This is a genomic window from Nostoc sp. KVJ20, from assembly GCF_001712795.1.
GTDB lineage: Bacteria > Cyanobacteriota > Cyanobacteriia > Cyanobacteriales > Nostocaceae > Nostoc.
In genome coordinates, this window is sequence record NZ_KV757721.1 from 44272 (window position 1) to 61754 (window position 17483).

12 protein-coding genes are annotated in these 17483 nt (G+C 44.3%); 5 read left to right on the forward strand and 7 right to left on the reverse strand.

Translation table 11 applies throughout. The features are described from left to right. Positions 1-21 precede the first annotated feature (21 nt). Positions 22-531: a hypothetical protein gene (locus tag A4S05_RS31845; RefSeq protein WP_069073767.1), complete on the forward strand. Its 510-nt coding sequence runs from the start codon at positions 22-24 to the stop codon at positions 529-531. 421 nt (positions 532-952) lie between these two features. After that, entirely contained in the window at positions 953-2572 is a 1620-nt protein-coding gene (locus A4S05_RS31850) for a tetratricopeptide repeat protein (RefSeq protein ID WP_069073768.1), read from the forward strand. Between the two features lie 388 nt (positions 2573-2960). On the opposite strand, the gene A4S05_RS31860 is transcribed toward A4S05_RS31850, so the two are convergent. Beyond that, entirely contained in the window at positions 2961-3491 is a 531-nt protein-coding gene (locus A4S05_RS31860) for a pentapeptide repeat-containing protein (protein WP_069073770.1), read from the reverse strand. A gap of 282 nt (positions 3492-3773) precedes the next feature. Here A4S05_RS31860 and A4S05_RS31865 point away from each other — a divergent pair, with 282 nt between their 5' ends. Beyond that, entirely contained in the window at positions 3774-3992 is a 219-nt protein-coding gene (locus A4S05_RS31865; protein ID WP_069073771.1) for a hypothetical protein, read from the forward strand. A gap of 133 nt (positions 3993-4125) precedes the next feature. Here the strand turns inward: A4S05_RS31865 and A4S05_RS31870 are convergent, their stop codons facing one another. Continuing rightward, entirely contained in the window at positions 4126-5520 is a 1395-nt protein-coding gene (locus A4S05_RS31870; protein WP_069073772.1) for a TldD/PmbA family protein, read from the reverse strand. 376 nt (positions 5521-5896) lie between these two features. On the opposite strand from A4S05_RS31870, the gene A4S05_RS31875 reads away from it, so the two are divergent. Next, positions 5897-6217, forward strand: a complete 321-nt coding sequence (locus A4S05_RS31875) for an RNA recognition motif domain-containing protein (RefSeq protein WP_069073773.1) — start codon at positions 5897-5899, stop codon at positions 6215-6217. A 290-nt stretch (positions 6218-6507) separates the two neighbouring features. Then, the gene (gene rpsU / locus A4S05_RS31880; protein WP_069073774.1) at positions 6508-6699 is read left to right on the forward strand and encodes a 30S ribosomal protein S21; all 192 of its coding nucleotides are present in this window, start codon (positions 6508-6510) and stop codon (positions 6697-6699) included. A 107-nt stretch (positions 6700-6806) separates the two neighbouring features. Here rpsU and A4S05_RS31885 read toward each other — a convergent pair whose 3' ends face one another. The 5 genes from A4S05_RS31885 to A4S05_RS31905 form a co-directional block, all read right to left on the reverse strand. Next, on the reverse strand, positions 6807-8108 hold the full coding sequence (locus tag A4S05_RS31885; protein WP_069073775.1) for a hybrid sensor histidine kinase/response regulator: 1302 nt from the start codon (positions 8106-8108) through the stop codon (positions 6807-6809). Continuing rightward, positions 8105-10960, reverse strand: a complete 2856-nt coding sequence (locus A4S05_RS31890; protein ID WP_069073776.1) for a CHASE2 domain-containing protein — start codon at positions 10958-10960, stop codon at positions 8105-8107. Before A4S05_RS31890 ends, A4S05_RS31885 begins: the two co-directional genes overlap by 4 nt. 180 nt (positions 10961-11140) lie before the next feature. Continuing rightward, positions 11141-12061: a DUF928 domain-containing protein gene (locus A4S05_RS31895; RefSeq protein ID WP_069073777.1), complete on the reverse strand. Its 921-nt coding sequence runs from the start codon at positions 12059-12061 to the stop codon at positions 11141-11143. A 189-nt stretch (positions 12062-12250) separates the two neighbouring features. Continuing rightward, positions 12251-14902 carry a CHAT domain-containing protein gene (locus tag A4S05_RS31900; RefSeq protein ID WP_069073778.1) on the reverse strand — a complete coding sequence of 884 codons (2652 nt, stop codon included), beginning with the start codon at positions 14900-14902 and terminating at the stop codon, positions 12251-12253. 86 nt (positions 14903-14988) lie between these two features. After that, the coding region (locus tag A4S05_RS31905; protein ID WP_069073784.1) for a two-partner secretion domain-containing protein at positions 14989-17483 on the reverse strand (2495 nt) is incomplete at its 5' end.

Below are 17483 nucleotides of genomic sequence, written 5' to 3' on the forward strand. Positions count from 1 at the left end.
TCAGCACTTAAAACTCGATTTATGGAGCAAATTCAGGCTGAAATGGCAGCGCTTAAATCTCAAATTCAGATTCTCCTAGAAGAACGCGCTGAACTCACTATTAATAATGTCATCTCTGGCGAGAATGAATCACCCCAGGCAATGGTGGAGGCGTATCGCCGTCAAGCCAGGGAAAATGCCCAATTATCAATTGAACTCCAGGGCATAGATGCAGCGATCGCCGCTTTGGAAGGCCAGATAAAACAAAAACAAGGTAAGCTAGTGCGATCGCAAGGTGAATCAAAACAACTTCTCATCCAGCAGCAGTTAGAGGAAGCAAAAGAAGTCGCACAGGTTCATGCTCAACGCATTAATCAATTAGCATCTGAACTGGCGGCAGAAGTCCGTTTTCTTAAAGCTTGTGCCAATCAACTCAGTCCAATGTATTGGCAGATTTATTACAAACCCTTCATCACTGGATTCAAAACAATCTCTGTTCCTTACGTCCGCTCTGATGGGGAAGTTTGGACAATTGTCAACAGGATCGTTTAATGCTTTAGATTCAGGAGGGAAGAGGTCGAACGCAAGAGTGTGTCGTAGACAACACCACCCTCTCCCCGCAAGCGAGGTCGGTGAGAGGCTTTAGCTTGGGGTTGTAATTTGGGGTCATTTGCGGTCTTGGTGGTTAGCTAATTAATATTTCATGTATAGGCGTAGCCACATAGGTTAGGACATTTTGAAAACCCCAAGGCTAGGAATAGTAATACTTTTACCTCCTGCCTCATGCCTCCTGCCTCCTGCCTCCTGCTATATTATCCCCAGCGATCGCACTCTCCCAACTCCTCAAACTCTGGCATAATCAGACATGGTTGCACCTTCAAAACTGATGTAAATCCTGCAAGGTAATTAAAAGGTTTACGCCGAATGGATATTTTAATAGAATAATCTCATTAAAAGATTCGCAGAAATATAAATGGACTGGATTACACTACTGCGATCGCTACAGTCTGATTTTATTAAAAGGTTAACATCTGGTTCTCTGCTTCATTGTGAAACCGAAGGTCAATATAGTGAATTAACTATCATCTCTGGAGAAAGGTTAAGGGCATTACGGGAATTTTGCTGGCTGATGGCTGAGAAATATAAGCGTGTTTTACCAGTCCGTGATGTTTTTATTAGTTATCTCAAAGGTAAGTTGGGTGAGGAAGTTGTCAAAGAACGTTTGGCTGATTTTATTACCGAAGTCGATTATGAAAAGCGATTCGGCGGCGATGGCAATATAGATTTTACCTTGACTTCTGACCCATCTATTGGTATTGAGGTTAAATCTCGTCATGGTCGAATTGACAGAGTAAGATGGTCAATTAGTTCTGAAGAAGTCGAAAAAAATGCAGTTGTAGTTTGCATTTTGATTCAAGAGGATGTGAGTGAAGCACAATCTGAGTATCACCTTTTTTTGGCTGGCTTTCTCCCAACCCGGATGATTAAGTTGAAAACTGGTAAAATTTCCTTTGGAATAGAGCAATTACTATATGGTGGTGGTTTATGGTGCTATTTAGAACAGTTACAATCTTCTATAAATAATTCTTCTAGGCAACAACCACCAATTTATAAATATCTTCCGAAACAGGAAATTCTATCTAAGCCAACTAATAATCATTTAATAAAATCTTCTTTCCAACCTGAATATCGTGATGAAGATTTAAATATACTTTATGCAAAATTAGGTGATGAATGTTTTGAAAAAGGAGAATATACAAACGCAATTACCAACTATAATCAAGCTTTAAAAGCCAATTATACTGATTTCGATTTATATTACAAAAGAGGTTTGTCTCACTATCAAATAGGAGATTATGAAGCTGCGATCGCAGATTATTCTCAGGCAATCCAGATAAATATTCATGATGCAAAATCTTACAATAAACGAGGTTTAGCCCTATATCAACTGGGTCGATTAGAAGAAGCCATTAATGATTATACCCAAGCTATTAGAATTAATCCTAATGTTGCCGTAGCCTATAAAAACCGGGCTGAAGCTCGTTCTCATGTAGGAGATAATCAAGGAGCAATTGAGGATTATACCCAAGCCATTAAAATTAACCCCCATTATGCTGATGCTTATAAAAACCGTGGAATTGCTCGTTATTTATTAGGATCTCAACCGGGATTTCCCCAAGCAATCAAGATTAATCCTCAAGATGCCATAGCTTATAAAAAACGTGGTAATGCTCGTTCAGATTTAGGAGATTTTGAGGGAGCAATTGAAGATTATACTCAAGCAATTCAGATGAATCCTAATTATGCCGATGCTTTTTATAACCGTGGTAATGCTCGTTCAGATTTAGGAGATTTTGAGGGAGCAATTGAAGATTATACTCAAGCTATACAGATTCATTCAAATTATGCTGATGCTTATTACAATCGTGGCAATATTCGTTTAGAAATCGCAGATAAACAGGGAGCAATTGCAGACTTTCAAAAAGCGGCAGATATATATCGTAAAGAAGGTAAGTTAGAAGCACTCAAAGATACACGAGAAAGAATCGTAGATTTAAAAATCGAAGAATCATTAGATATTTTAAACTTCTAGACAATTGGCTAAGAGGATGTTTTAAAAGTCTTTTTGTTGGTATTAAAAGTTTTATATCCCTCTAAATCTCCCGATAAATTGGAAGACTTTGATTCCAGTTCCCACTTTTTTAAGCTACCGTGTATACAACAAGTCTGAAATAGCTGATTAAGCAGGGTTTTACCCCACCCTAACCCTCCCCTTGCAAAGGGGAGGGAAAAAGATTTCTTTTTCCCCCCTTGACAAGGGGGGATTAAGGGGGGTAATTCGACTTGTATGTACACCGTAGCCTTTTTTAGAGGGGTTAGGGGGGATCTAAAAGTGCCTAAAGTCACAGCGTAAACACTTTTCAAACAGCCTCTTATATCCCGCCGCTATAGTTGATACTGCAATTTAGCAGCGAGAAATGTTACACCTTCTCATCTAAGATAGTTCCTTCTGTATTGGCTCCCTCCAAATTTGCTCCGTTCAAATTTGTCTGGTTCAAATCTGCTTGAGTGAGATTGGCCTGAGATAAATCGGCTACAGTTAAGTCTGCACCACTCAAATCTGCTCCATCTAGATTCGCCGCTATCAAGCTTGCTTCCTGCAAATCCGCCTCACTCAAGTTAGTGTCAATCAGTTTAGCAACCGTCAAATCAGCCTGACTCAAATTAGCTCCTTCCATTGCTGCTCCATCCAAGATAGCTCCATCCAAGATGGCTCCGCTCAAGTTGCTACTACTGAGGTCAGCATTACTCAAATCTGCTCCATTTAAGTCTGCCTCAATCAAACTGGCGTGGGCTAAATTAGCGTGACTCAGATTAGCTCCATCTAAAATTGCTCTATCTAAAATTATGCCACTGAGATTAGCTTCCCTTAAGTTTGCCTCGCTCAAGTTGACACCAGTAAAATCTCTGACACCTGCGGCATAGTTTTTCAGGAGTTGATCTGCATTCATATCTGTCGCTGTGCTAAGGAACGTTTGATTAAGGCTATTCAGACAGGCACTAAATCCACAGTACGCGCCACCGAGGATTGGTGTAGTGATATCAAGCCAGAGTGAATGTCGAATACCTAATACCTAGGTTAGCCATCTTCAACTACTCGCGCTACTACCTAGAGTTGTGAGTTTTTTTCATACTTGGGAGGGATGTTGAGAGATTTAAAAACTTGAGCATTAGTGCAAAATTAGTACAAAGCGATCGCTATACTCAATTGTGGTGTTTGTCCGGCAGAGATTATGGTAAAACCAATTCGTATTCTTTTGCAGACTACGATTTCTACGACTGAAGATGACTGGAGCATTTTTCGTTTTTCGATGTTACAAGATTACTTAGCATCGATTAAAGACGAAGCTGGAAACTCCTTATTTGAAGTTACGGGGCGTGATTACGAATCAAATGGAGTGGATGGTGACCCAGTTTTAAGTAGTCTATTAAAAAAGAGCCACGCGCCTTAGAGGATATTAAAACCTATGTGCGTAACGTCGCTTTTTGGCTAGCAAATTGATTAATTAGTCATTGGTCATTGGTTATTGGGTCAACCGTAAGTCCACCGCGATACGTAGTATTTTCAGTATCGCGGCGGATAGTTCACGTTTCTCCGCCAACCACTACATCTCGAATTCGCAGACTAGGGCCACCACAGCCCACTGATAAACCGTTTTGCCCTCCCTTGCCACAACCGCCGGATTCATCCCAGTAAAAATCATCACCAAGTGCCTCAATATCCGCTAATGTTTGGAATACATTTCCTGAAAGCGTCACATCCCGCACAGGTTCAGCAATTTTGCCGTTCCTAATCATCCACGCTTCCCCAGCGCTGAAGGTGAACATTTCTCCATTTGTCATCCCACCCAACCAATTACGGGCATACACTCCTTCTTTGATATCGGTGAATAAGTCTTTGACTGGGGTTTTACCCCGTTCAATCCAGGTATTTGTCATCCGCACAATGGGAGTAAAGTGATAGTTGAGACAACGTGCGTTCCCCGTGGGTGCTTCCTCCAATTTGCCAGCGGTTTCACGAGAATGTAAACGTCCAACTAAAACTCCATCTTTAATTAGTTGAGTTGTAGTAGCAGGTGTACCTTCATCGTCATAAAAATAGCTGCCGCGATGTCCCTCTGGGGCCGCACCATCAAAAATTTGGAGTTCGTCAGGGCCAAACCGCCGTCCAATGGTCATAACTTCCAGAAGATCGGGGTTTTCGTAAGCCATATCGGCCTCAGAAAGATGTCCGAAGGCTTCGTGGACAAATAAACCCGTGAGAATCGGGTCAATGACTACGGTGTAAGTATTACCTTTCACCGATGGTAGAGATAAAGCGGCGATCGCTCTTTGAGCCGCACCTTTTACCTGTTCATCCAAATCAGTTAAATCTTCGTAAGCTTTGCGAGAGCCAGTAGTTTCCCGTCCAGTTTGTACGGTTTCGCCATTTCTGGCGGTGGCAGCAAAGCGCATTTCCATATCCACCCAAGATTGCTCGATCAAAGTGCCTTCTGAGGTCGCTATGATCACTTTTTGGGCGCTGTCACCGTAACGCACCGAGGTAGTGGTAATCCGGTGATCAACGCTTTTGAGCAATTGGGCATAGCGATCGCACAATTGTTTTTTCTTCGAGAGGGGGATTTTGCGGGGATCAGTGCCTTTTAGGGGGAGAATGCATACTGCTTGCACCGGGTCAATGGGTGCAAGTAAAGTTTCTTCATCACCAACCATCCGCGCAGCTGCGATCGCTTCTTCAATACGATCCTTAATTGTCGCCAGTTGGTTAAAGCAGCTCAAACCCCATCCACCTTTATAACAAGCGCGAATATGTCCACCAATGGAGATGCCTTCACTGAGAGTTTCTACCTTGTCGCCACGCAACAAGATATCAGTCCCTTCTGCTTCTTCAAGGCGAATCATCAGATAATCTACACGCTGTGAGTAGCGGGCGATCAGGTCAGAAAGTAAATTTTGGGCGTCAGCAAGTGTAGTCGGCATTTCCAGGTAGTAACAATGACGAACTGCATTTATTTTGCAATTATTTGAGGAATTTCTACTAATTATATTGAGGGGATTAGGGACTGGGGATTGGAGACTGGGGACTGGGGGACTAAATTCTTCCTAATTCCAATGCCCAATCCCCAATGCCCAATACCCAATACCCAATCCCAAATCCCACCCATAAGCCTCTGAACTCCTAGTACTTCCTTTTTTACGGTGGGTAAGAATTGAATGATGTGCTAAGGTAATCAAGTGAGAATAAAATTCGGTTACAGTGTTTGTTTTTAGTATTGACAGGCTTTTCCCTTTTGGTCTTAACAAGCTTGTCTCCGAAATCTAAATCTCTACACACCTATGATTTTGGAGATAACGCATGTCAATTTATGTAGGTAATCTATCCTACGAGGTCACACAAGAAGACCTCAATTCTGTTTTTGCCGAACACGGTACTGTAAAGCGTGTTCAGTTGCCTACTGACCGTGAAACAGGTCGTCCACGTGGCTTTGCTTTCGTAGAGATGGGCACAGAAGCCGAAGAAACCGCTGCCATTGATGCTCTTGATGGTGCTGAGTGGATGGGACGTGACCTTAAAGTGAATAAGGCTAAACCAAAAGAAGATAGAGGCGGTTCCTTTGGTGGTGGAAACCGAGGCAACAGTGGTGGTGGCGGCGGATATAACAGAAATCGCTACTAAACTTTAAGATCAAAAATTAAGTTTTAACGTCTTAAGGGCAGAATTATTATCTGCCCTTTTTGCGCTCCGGTCTACTGGATAGCGTGAAGGAGGTAGGAGGCAGAAGGCAGTCCCAATGAAACGAGTTTCAAAAGCCTTGGATGAAAAAGGGATTGGAGATTAATATTTTTACTCAGCACTCAGCACGGGCTAAACGCCCCACTAACAGAACTCAGAACTTAGCACTTTCAACTCAGGAGGCAGGAGACAAGAGGTAAAAGTGCCTAGTATCAATTAAGTAGGAGATAAAAATGACCCAAGTATTTGTGGGCGAAAATGAAGGAATTGAGTCAGCCTTGCGTCGATTTAAGAGGGAAGTTTCCAAAGCTGGTATTTTTCCAGATATGAGAAAGAATCGTCACTTTGAAACGCCTTTGGAAAAACACAAGCGCAAGGAAGTCGCAAGACACAAACAACGCAAGAGAAATTTCCGTCGGAATTGACAATTAGCCATATTTACACTGACGCACTTCTCATTTAGATTCTTAATTATCCAAGAGGCGATCGCCATACTCCAGATAAGAATCTAAAGAGTATTTTTCTGTTTCGGTCACATGGGCAGAGTAATAATGAACTTTGTCCCCTCACCGGGAATTGACAAGCAGTTGACTTGTCCATTGTGTTTCTCAACAATAATTTGATGGCTAATAGCTAATCCTAGCCCGGTTCCCTTACCCACAGCCTTAGTTGTGAAAGATTGCTCAAAAATTCTAGCTTGCACCTCGGCAAGCATACCGGGGCCGTTATCTTGGATGCAAATTGTGACGGTTTGTTGCTGAGAATCAACTGATGTGGTAATGGTGATGGTGTTCGGATAAGCATTAATATTTTGATCGGAGTGATTTTGATCGAGTTCATCAAATGCATCAATAGCATTGGCGATGATATTCATGAACACCTGGTTCAGTTGTCCGGGATAGCAACTAATTGCAGGTAATTCACCGTATTGTGTTACAACTTGGATTTTAGGGCGATCGCCATTGCCTTTGAGTCGATGTTTCAACAGCATTAAGGTGCTATCGATTCCTTCGTGAATCTGAAACTCCACCTGAGATGAAATATCTGTGCGAGTAAAAGTTCTCAGAGAAAGGCTGATATCTTTAAGACGGGTAATTCCCTGGCGCATTGATCCCAGTAGCTTTGGCAGATCCTCTGCTAGATATTCCAAGTCAATTTCTTCAACAAGCTCTTGAATTTCCGGATCTGGCTGCGCTAGCTTCTGCTGTTGGAGGCTCACCAGACGAAGCAAATTGTTGACATATTCATCAATATAAGATATGTTTCCGCCAATAAAACCAACCGGATTATTAATCTCATGACCAATACCTGCAACCATCTGTCCGAGAGTAGACATTTTCTCACTCTGGATCATTTGTAATTGGGTTTGTTGTAACTGCTCTAGAGATTGAGTTAATTCTGCGGTGCGGTTTTGCACACGTTCTTCTAATGTCCGGGTGAGATGGGAAATTTTCAGGTGTAACTTTAAACGGGCAATAACTTCTTCCTGCTGAAAGGGTTTGGTAATGTAGTCAACTGCACCAATTTCCAATCCTGTCACCTTATCTGTAGAATCGGCCAGGGCAGTCATGAAAATCACCGGAATATTCTGAGTGATGGGATTGGTTTTCAGCCTGCGACAAGTTTCAAATCCATCAATACCAGCCATCATCACATCCAAGAGAATGAGATCGGGACAGGCATATTCTGTTTGTTCGATCGCTGACTCTCCATCTGTTGCCATGAGGGCTTTCCAGCCACACCCCTGAATTGCTTCAGATAGAACCTTGAGATTGTTGGGATTGTCATCCACCAACAAAATATGTATGGGTTTCGAGACAGAAACAGCGATCATGGATGTAACTCCGTTGTGACAAATGATTTGAGGAACTTACGAATTTTTCCAGTTTGGAAATTGGCAGTGAGTTTGTTTAACTCTGCCGCGAAGGGAGCTAGCTGACTGTTTTGCTCAACCATCTCTCCTAACATTCCCTCGATCGCTGAAATATCTCCCATCATTGCCAGATGATAAAGTTGTTGCAAAACATCCTGGGATGGTAGAACCCATTCAGCTTTGAGAGACGACTGCTGAGACGAAGATTTGCCATACATCCACTCCACTCCTAACAGCGATCGCAGTCTATTAAGTAGTTCGTCAACCTGGAGGGGTTTGGGTAAGAATGCTGTTGCCCCTGCCTCTAAACTCCGCTGGCGATTTTCTTCAAAGACACTGGCACTAGAGACGATAATGGGAATAGAGCGGGTTTGCGGATTTCCTTGCAAGTGAACCATTAGCTCAAAACCATCCATATTGGGCATGGCTAAATCGAGTAGAATCACATCTGGATTGTGTTCAGTTGCCATCTGTAGCCCATTTTTGCCATCGCTCGCTTCTAAGGTTCGACAGCCAATTTCTTGCAACAAACTGGTCAACATAGAACAGTGGTTGCGATCGTCATCAACAATGAGAATCTGGGGCGCACTACCCCGAATTCCGGTAATTTTCTGGGTAGTTGGGGCGATGGCTCCTCCATGCCAGTCATGAGTGAGTGGTACTGGTACTGTCAAATCTAGCCAAAATAAACTTCCTTCGCCCAGGTGACTCTGCACTTGAATTTCGCTTCCCATCAATGCTGCAATTCTTTGGCTAATGGCCAATCCCAAGCCAGTACCTTCAGATCGCTGCCCTGCTTTACCCACTTGCTCAAAGGGCAAAAAGATTTTTTCCAGTTGGTCTGGTGACATCCCAATACCCGTGTCTTCAATCTGAAAACGAATCTTGATTGTTGGGGATTGGGCATGGGGCATGGGGCATTGGGCATTGGGGATTGGTGAAAAATCACCCCTCTGCTCCTCTGCCCCTCTGCCCCTCTGCTCCCTAGTCCCCAGTCCCCGGTCCCCAGTCCCCAGCACCTCTACCTTGAACGTTACGCTACCGCTATCTGTAAATTTGATCGCGTTGCCCAGCAAGTTAATCAACACTTGTCGCAGGCGTTTTTCATCGACTTCAATGGCAAGTGGTAGGCGATCGCTAATTAATACGTTAAATCCAATCCCTTTCTGTTCAGCCCGGATACCACAAATCTCAGTCACACCATGTAAGAAATTAGGCAGATGCACACTGGTGACAACCAAATCCAATTTTCTCGCTTCTATCTTCGAGAGATCGAGAATGTCATTAATCAGCATTAGGAGGTGCGATCCGCATTGGTAGATGATGCTGACTCCTTCGAGGTTTTTAGCTGTCATGTTTGGCGATCCTTCTAGTACTTGGGCAAAACCAAGGATGCCATTGAGAGGTGTACGTAGTTCGTGGCTCATGTTGGCGAGAAACTCACTCTTGGCCTGATTGGCAGCATCGGCAGCTTGTTTTGCCTCAACTAATTCATGAGTGCGTTCTTCGACTTTTGTCTCCAGGGTTTTGGAATAATCCAAGAGTTGACTGTTGGCAATTTCTAGTTGGCGATTTGTTTCTTCTAACTTCCGCTGTTTATAGGCATTTGTTGTAGCAATCACACTACTGATAAACGCAGCTAAGGCGGGTGTTACCGGAATTAAAACACCATGCAAAAACATCCCATAGCCACCCCATATACAGATTCCACTGATGCCTACAGTTGCCCAAAGAATTTTGCCACCGGGAATCCGCAGCTTGCTATTGGATAACAACCAACTACCAGTAGAACCAGCAAAAGACCACAAAACAATCCACAGCGACAGGAAAGTGCCAGAAACGCCATGTAAGCTGGCTTTTCCTGTTTTTGCCCCTCGTACTAGTTGATGAGCAATATTGGCATGAATAACGACCCCTGGAGTCGGTTTTTGAGCAGACATCCAGGAAGAGAAGGGTGTGCTGAAGAAATCATTGGTACTGGAGGCAATTGATCCGATAAATACCATGCGATCGCGCATCAAATTTGCTGGAATTTTCCCTGCTAACACATCGCGCATAGCAACTGTATGAAATGCTGCTTCTGAACCATGCCAGTTGAGCAGAATTTGATAGCCTCCTAAATCGGCATCGGTGTAACCTGCTTCTTGATTTTGCAGTGGCAGGTAAATTTCCTTGCCCAACTGGAACTTTTGCTTTTGGGGGTCAATGCTTTCTAAGCTAATTCTTTCAGCTTCTAGATACTTGAGGGCTACAAGGGTTGCCAGTCCCGCTTTAATGGTGTTTTGCTCTTTGGCATCTTCAGCTGTCAGCAGGGCACGACGCACAAAGCGATCGCCATCCAAGACTAAATCTGCTAATCCTACCTGATCCTTTTTTTTCAATTCCGGTGGCGGATTGACTCGTTCACCAGTAATTTTCTCAACTCCGATTAAATTGGGAGTGGTGCGGAAGACTTGAACAAGTTGGTCATGTCCACTTCCTTCCGGTAAATCTCGATAGAGATCCAGTCCAATGGCGCGGGGTTTTTGCGATCGGATTTTTTCTAGTAATCGTGCTAGCGCCCAGTCTGGAATTGGCCATTTACGTACCGATTGGATATCGCGCTCATCAATTGTAACAATCACAATCTCATCAGCGTTCTTCATAGGCATCGCCTGTGAAGAACGCTGACGAACCCATTCGTCGCGAATTTTCCATTCCGGTAAATTGAAAAGTCCCAACGATTGTCCAACCATAACCGTTAAAGCAACGCTGGGAGTAATAATCAAAACGCTACGAGTGCGTTGGACTAAAGCCTGGAATCTGCGCCACATATTTGTGCCATACAAGGGGGATGGGGATTGGGGACTGGGGACTGGGTGGAAGTAAGAAGAGGGGGACAAGGAGGATAAAGGGGAATTATTGAACGAGTTTCTTGTTCGTCTCCCCCCTCTCCCTTGTCTACCTTGTCTCTTCCCATGCCCCATGCCCAATCCCCAATGCCCAAATTGGCATTAGTTGGTAGATGCCAATAAGTTCGCTGTTACAATCTCCTTCAAACTCGCTGAGGACAGAAGTTCTTCCCATTGTTTGCGGAGAGTTGCATTGTTAGGTTGGGCGGTGTATGTCGCTGCAAGTGTTGCTACACAGTCATACCAAACACCGTTTTTACCCAAAGCTGTAGCTTGTTTTAGAGCATCTTTTTCTTGCATTGCTGTTACCAACTCAGCATTGGGCTGGATACGCTGAACCCAACCATCGACATAAGGCGTACTAGGGCTGAGTTGTCCATCTACTTTGAGCGCTAGGAACCATTGATAGTTTTTACCAACAGCTAAAGCGGGCGCATCGGCTGGTAATTTAATCGCGATTACCCCAGTTTTTCCTGCAACTGGAATGCTCATCTGATGTTGCATATTGCCAGCTTCATCCTTGAGGCTGAACAAGGCTTCTTGAGCATTGGAAGATGGGAGATACACCAGAATTGTGGGACGTTCAGACACAGTTGTGCCATAGAAGCTTTGGGGCAAGAGGGCGATTAGTGCTGCTGGTTCTGTTGTGCTTACAGCCGATGGATTCAAGTAATAAGTACCAACGCGAGAAGCACCCCCACTTGCTTGTTGGGGAGCGCCTTTTCCGGCACTAGGAGTAAATAGTTTACCGCGAGAAGCTCCTCCGGTTGCTTGTCTGGGCGCACCTTTTCCGGCACTAGGAGTAAATAGTTTACCGCGAGAAGCTCCTCCGGTTGCTTGTCTGGGCGCACCTCTGCCGGCACTAGGAGTAAAGAGACTACCGCGAGAAGCACCTCCGGTTGCTTGTCTAGGCGCACCATTGTTGGTGGGCGGGGTAAATGTAACAGCATGGGCAGTAGTCCATGCACTGCTAGTGATCAGAGCGATGACGCTCAATGTACTAGCTAAATATCGACGTTTCATAATGTTTGACCTCATTTAATTGCAATGTGATGCAAAATATGTTTCCTTCGACTATGGACAGAAGCTTAGAGATAAGTCTAAGTAACAGTCAAGTTAGGTAACTTCTACTATCAGTATAAGCGATTGTCACTAAAAAAATGTAAAAAAACAGCATAATTATCTTACATTTTAACCAGTGTTATTACGTAGCTAAATCCAGTTGCCGATCAAAACAAAGCCAGACCAAAAAAACGGATCGTGGAAATCAGTTTGGCGAATTAAGTTAATTTGTGCTTGTCTTAGTGCTTCGGCTTTAGTTATTTTAGGTTGTCGTAGTTGGTCATAAAAGCGAGTCATCAGCATTGCAGCTGCCCGATCTTTGACGGGCCATAGGGTGGCAACAGTTGAACGAGCGCCGGATTTGACAGCCAAACCCGCCAATCCCAGGACGGCGCGATCGTCTCCTGCTGCTGTATCGCAGGCACTTAATACCAGCAACTCTATGGCTTTCGATGGATCGCTACCCCGATTTTTCAAGAGTTCAGATAACTCTTTAACGTTGACTTGTCCATCCCAAGTGAGCAAGAAGGTATCTTCGAGGCGGGAACTAAACTGTCCGTGGGTTGCGAGGTGGACAATACCTGCGCTACTAGATTTCACTCGTTCAGCAAGGGCTTGACTGGTAAATTCCTGGTTCAGCAACAGAGAGGAGGACATCGCCTTGGAAATTTGTTTCACTTCTGATTCCACAGCGGGTAAAGCACTAAAACCAGCGCGGGATTGGCTGATACCACCCACGATCGCACTGATGTGGTTTGATCGCGTAGCCATCAATTGCAATCCTGGTGAGAGCGCCACAGCATACTTCTCAATCAGATATTGTTTACCGTCAGAAAGAGCTGCTATGGGAATGTTCCGCAATCGACCATCTAAAACAAACACCAATGTTTTAGTATCAATGAATGCTTGATCCACCTCTGCTGGACGAATCAACCAATCATAAATCTGTTGGGATAATCGATCCCGATCTTTGGAATCCGAAACAGGGTTAAGAGTAACCAAAAAGTTTTCCAGAGTTTGCTCAATTTCAGTTTGAGATTTGTGAATGACATAGGAACGGAGTGGTTGCCCTGCTTTCGAGAGGATTACTGTTAAACGATCTGGCAGAATAATCGGATAAACGACAGTTGCAGTGGGATCAACTTGATCAATCTGTTGAGTTCTATCTAAACAGGCTTCCCGAAAAAAGTTATCGAGTTCGGCAATTTGGAGTGCCTCAATCAATTCACGAGCTTGCATCAGTGCTGCTTGACTGGGTTGATCAGAGGCAGGGGGGCGGAGTGCAGAGGCGAATGCCTTGGGTTTGTACCCTTGCCCCAATTCCTCTTTATTCTCCCTGTTCCCTGGTTTTTCACTCTGTAGAAGTAAATCAACCAGTTCCCGGTAGACAGGCTCCACACTGGTGCGAAAAGAGAACTGAACATCAGGGTTGATAGCCACCAAATCCCCCCGCAGTGCCTTTAAAGCATTGACTGCTTCTGTATAGGCAGTAATTGCTTGATCGCGATCGCCTTGTTGTTTATATAACTGTCCCACTTGCCAAGCCGATTGAGCAATAATATCGTTAGCTTGGAGTTGGCGGGCAATGTTGAGGGATTTCTGAGTTAACTCCTGTGCTTGTGATAACTGCTGTGTACGACGATAGAGTTTTCCCCACTGATGCAATGCATAAGCTTCTGCTTGAGTATCTTGGATTTGCTGTGCAGACTTGACTGTGACTGCCATCAATTGCGCCAAATCTTTGAGTGGTAGGATTTCGTCAGAATTTGATTGGTGATAATTGACAGTAGCAACAAAATTGATTGCTGCGTAGAGAGATGTATGACTGGGGGGTAGTTCTCGGAGTTGTTGGAGTAGTTGAGGTGCGAGTGGGTTAGCAAACTCCGGTTTATCGTAATTGAGGAAAAGTTTAAACTGAGCTAAACGCGCTTGCAACTGATCGCTTGGGTTGGTGGCTAAGAGTTGAGCCTGTTCAAAGTAATCTAATCCTGTTTCTGGATCTTGCAAGTCAATGGCAGTTTGGCCCAGGCTGATCAGAATAGAACTCAACTGCGGTTGGGCTGAAATTTGGCGAGCGATCGCTAAACTTTGCTCTAAAACCTGTTGACTTTTACTAGAGTCGCCAATTATTTGCAAGGCTAAACCAAGCGATCGCAATCCGCTAACTTTGATTTCATTATCTGGCATCCCTTGGAGTTTTTCAGTCAGCGCCTCCAACTGTTGTTTAGAACGCCGATAAAATCCTAAACTTTGTAAAGCTTGTGCCTGGTTGATTTGACTACCCAGGCTTCCCATTGTGTCACCTGCTTGGTCATAATATTTTTGAGCTTGTTGCCAACTGGCGATCGCAATTTCGGCTTTGCCAGTATGTAATTGCAAATTTGCTTGGGTATTGAGTGCTTGTGCCCAAAGAATTGCATCAGCAGAGGGAATAGAGGTTTGCAATAGTTTCAGACTTTGCTCAATAGACTTTTGTGCTGCTTCCCATTGATTAAGTTCCTGTTGTGCTAGTGAGAGGTAACTTAAACTTAGAGCTTCGTTCAGGCGATCGCCTTGGTTATGATACTGTTGTGCTGCCGTTTGCCAAACTGTGACAGCTTCCACAAAACGTCCTGAATGGTAGAGATTTCGTCCCTGTTCTAGCCAATTGATCGGTTGGGAAGTGGATGCAGACACATTCAGGGTAGAAGTTGTTGGTACTTGCAGAGATGCTTGAGCAGGTGTAATGGTCACTGCCAAACACAAGCTCAAAATACTTAGGCTGATATATAACCAACGACGTTGTTTAATTGGAAAACTCATAAGTAATTACCGATAGTTTTCTCTGATAGATTGTCTATTATACTACTTTAATCTTGATGAGCTTGGTTACAAAATTCCTGGGTAAATTAACTCTTAGGAACCGCAGCACAACTTAATGTTTGTTGCACCTGAGTAGAAGATTTATCTGCAATTAACTCGATTTTCCCTTGGGCGTTGAGATGCCAGGAAGTAGCTGGGACGAGAACTTCTGGAGCAGTGTGTATTTGTGCCGTGACTCCCCCGCTTTCCCGGTACGCAGACAAATCTCGCACATCATCCCAAGTGCGATTGCTCGTTACTTCCTGATTGGGATTTTGCGGCACACCACCCCGCCCCGTTGCCACAAACCGACTGCCTTCATTGCCCGCGCAACCTGTAGCAATTTGCTGGGATGGATCGGTGACATTTGCTGGTAGTTGGACTAAGCCGGAATTTGGATCAACACCGATAGTATTAACTTGAACAGTGCCACTCACTCCAAATTGAGAACTGGCGGTGATGTCACTATCTGGTGTGAGTTGGTCGCGAAATTGCAATCCGAAGATACCTTGAGTAGTAATTTGGATGCTGCCACCTTGTCCGAGTACAGCATTAGCCGAAATATCGCTGTTTTCTTTTGGGACAGCAACAATAGACCCCGCACTGATTTCAATGTTGCCTCCTGTAGAAGCACCACGGGCATTAGTGATGATGTTACTGCCGCGTCGCAACAAGAGCAAATCACTTGCCTGGAGACGGATGTTACCACGACTACCTCCATTCGCCTCGGCTCGTAGGCTGGCTCCATTATCGAGGAAGATATTACTGGCGTTGATATTGAGATTACCCGCATCCCCTGTTCCAGAATTGCTGACGCTAATTTCTGCCCCATCACGGACACGCAAGCTATTAGCCGTGATATTCACTGACCGAGCAGTAAAGGTATTTGCTGAGGATGCAGTGATAGTACTGGGTAGTATTCGACCATCGGGTAAAGGCTGAGAGATGCCCTGCACATCTATATCACTGACTCGCAGATTGACACTGCCAGCAGATCCTTGACCCAAACTGGATGAGGTGATCTGTCCACCATTAAAAATACGTAGGCGATCGCTCTCCACAATCACATTTCCTCCCTGACCGACTGCATTCTTACCCACTGCAACGGTAATGCCACTAACTGTCTGGCTAAAACTATCGATCACTGGGTCGCTAACCTCTACATCTTTTGCATGAATCTCGATATTTCCAGCTTTGCCAGTACCTGATAGCGCACTAGATATAGCCCCACCATCTGCTAGTTGCAAATGTCCAGTGTCGATAGTGATATTGCCCCCTGAACCTTCTGCAAAAGGTTGAATTCCACTGATGACAGCACCAGTCAATCCAGAAGGTGTGACCCCCTTAATTTCGAGACTCTCAGCAGCACGGATCGAGATGTCCCCTGCATTGCCAGTAGTAATGAACTCAAAACCAGGGAAGTTAAAGCCAATGATATTTGTACTGATGCGACCTCCATTGAGCAGATGAACTCGATCTGCATCAATGGTGATACTGCCACTATTATTCCTGTTACCACCATTTACCAAAGTAGTAATAGCGCTAGGTCGGAAATTAGCAATACCAGTAAAAGGAGAGGGAAATGGATTGTATCCGTTCACTTCCACATCTTTAGCACGAACAGTAATATTTCCAGTACTAGCATCTTTGATTGGGGTTGATTGAAAAGTCGAAAAGTTAAAGGCAAAGCCATTATTAATGGACTGCAACCAAGCTCCATTCAGAATCCGTAAACGTTCAGTTTCAATGATAATGTCTCCTGCTTTTGCCCCAGTTCCCGATACATTAGTGAATAATCCAGGGGTGTCATAATTCGCTGGGGCAGAGAGTCCCAACAAATCTACAAATTCTGTGGTTTTGACAGTGATACCCTGCCCTTGGCCAAAATTACCAGTAGCAGAAGAAATTCCTGAACCTTCCTGAAGTGTTAAACTCCGTCCCCGAATGTTAATTGCTCCGCCATTAATCCCACTAGTATCAATGAGCGAGGATTGGCGTAGCGCAATTGTTCCCCAATTAGCAGAAATGGGGCTAGTTAGTTGCAATCCAGTTTGATTATTCAACCCAACTTCAGCATTCCGCAATGCCCATAATTCAACTCTTCCGTCTGGATTAGCTAAACTAGTCTGATTGATGTCGATTTCACCACCTACCAAAGCCACAGTTTGAGCCTTGAATATTTGCGAGGGGCGAAAAAGGAAATTGAGTGCTGGCGTTCCTTGGGTGCGAATGGTTCCGGCATTGGCTCCGAGTTGCAGCCCAACAGGTACGCTCATAGTTAATAAGGGTGGTGTGGCATCGATGGCATTAAACTTAAACCCGTCCGCAAATACTATACTGTCGGCAGTTGTACCAACAAATGAACCACCAATATTCAGACTGGAATTGGGCCCAAATACAATTCCACTGGGATTGAGCAGAAACAGACTAACAGGGTTGCTGCTATTGAGAGTCCGAATTAAGCCATCAATATTGGAAACACTTCCACCCGTAACTCGACTAAATATAGTTGTAATATTTGGTGTATTGATTAAATCAAAGC

Coding starts and splice junctions, on each gene's coding strand:
- A4S05_RS31845 (WP_069073767.1), top strand. CDS start 22: ATGGAGCAAATTCAGGCTGAAATGGCAGCGCTTAAATCTCAAATTCAG.
- A4S05_RS31850 (WP_069073768.1), top strand. CDS start 953: ATGGACTGGATTACACTACTGCGATCGCTACAGTCTGATTTTATTAAA.
- A4S05_RS31860 (WP_069073770.1), bottom strand. CDS start 3,491: ATGAATGCAGATCAACTCCTGAAAAACTATGCCGCAGGTGTCAGAGAT.
- A4S05_RS31865 (WP_069073771.1), top strand. CDS start 3,774: ATGGTAAAACCAATTCGTATTCTTTTGCAGACTACGATTTCTACGACT.
- A4S05_RS31870 (WP_069073772.1), bottom strand. CDS start 5,520: ATGCCGACTACACTTGCTGACGCCCAAAATTTACTTTCTGACCTGATC.
- A4S05_RS31875 (WP_069073773.1), top strand. CDS start 5,897: ATGTCAATTTATGTAGGTAATCTATCCTACGAGGTCACACAAGAAGAC.
- rpsU (WP_069073774.1), top strand. CDS start 6,508: ATGACCCAAGTATTTGTGGGCGAAAATGAAGGAATTGAGTCAGCCTTG.
- A4S05_RS31885 (WP_069073775.1), bottom strand. CDS start 8,108: ATGATCGCTGTTTCTGTCTCGAAACCCATACATATTTTGTTGGTGGAT.
- A4S05_RS31890 (WP_069073776.1), bottom strand. CDS start 10,960: ATGTGGCGCAGATTCCAGGCTTTAGTCCAACGCACTCGTAGCGTTTTG.
- A4S05_RS31895 (WP_069073777.1), bottom strand. CDS start 12,061: ATGAAACGTCGATATTTAGCTAGTACATTGAGCGTCATCGCTCTGATC.
- A4S05_RS31900 (WP_069073778.1), bottom strand. CDS start 14,902: ATGAGTTTTCCAATTAAACAACGTCGTTGGTTATATATCAGCCTAAGT.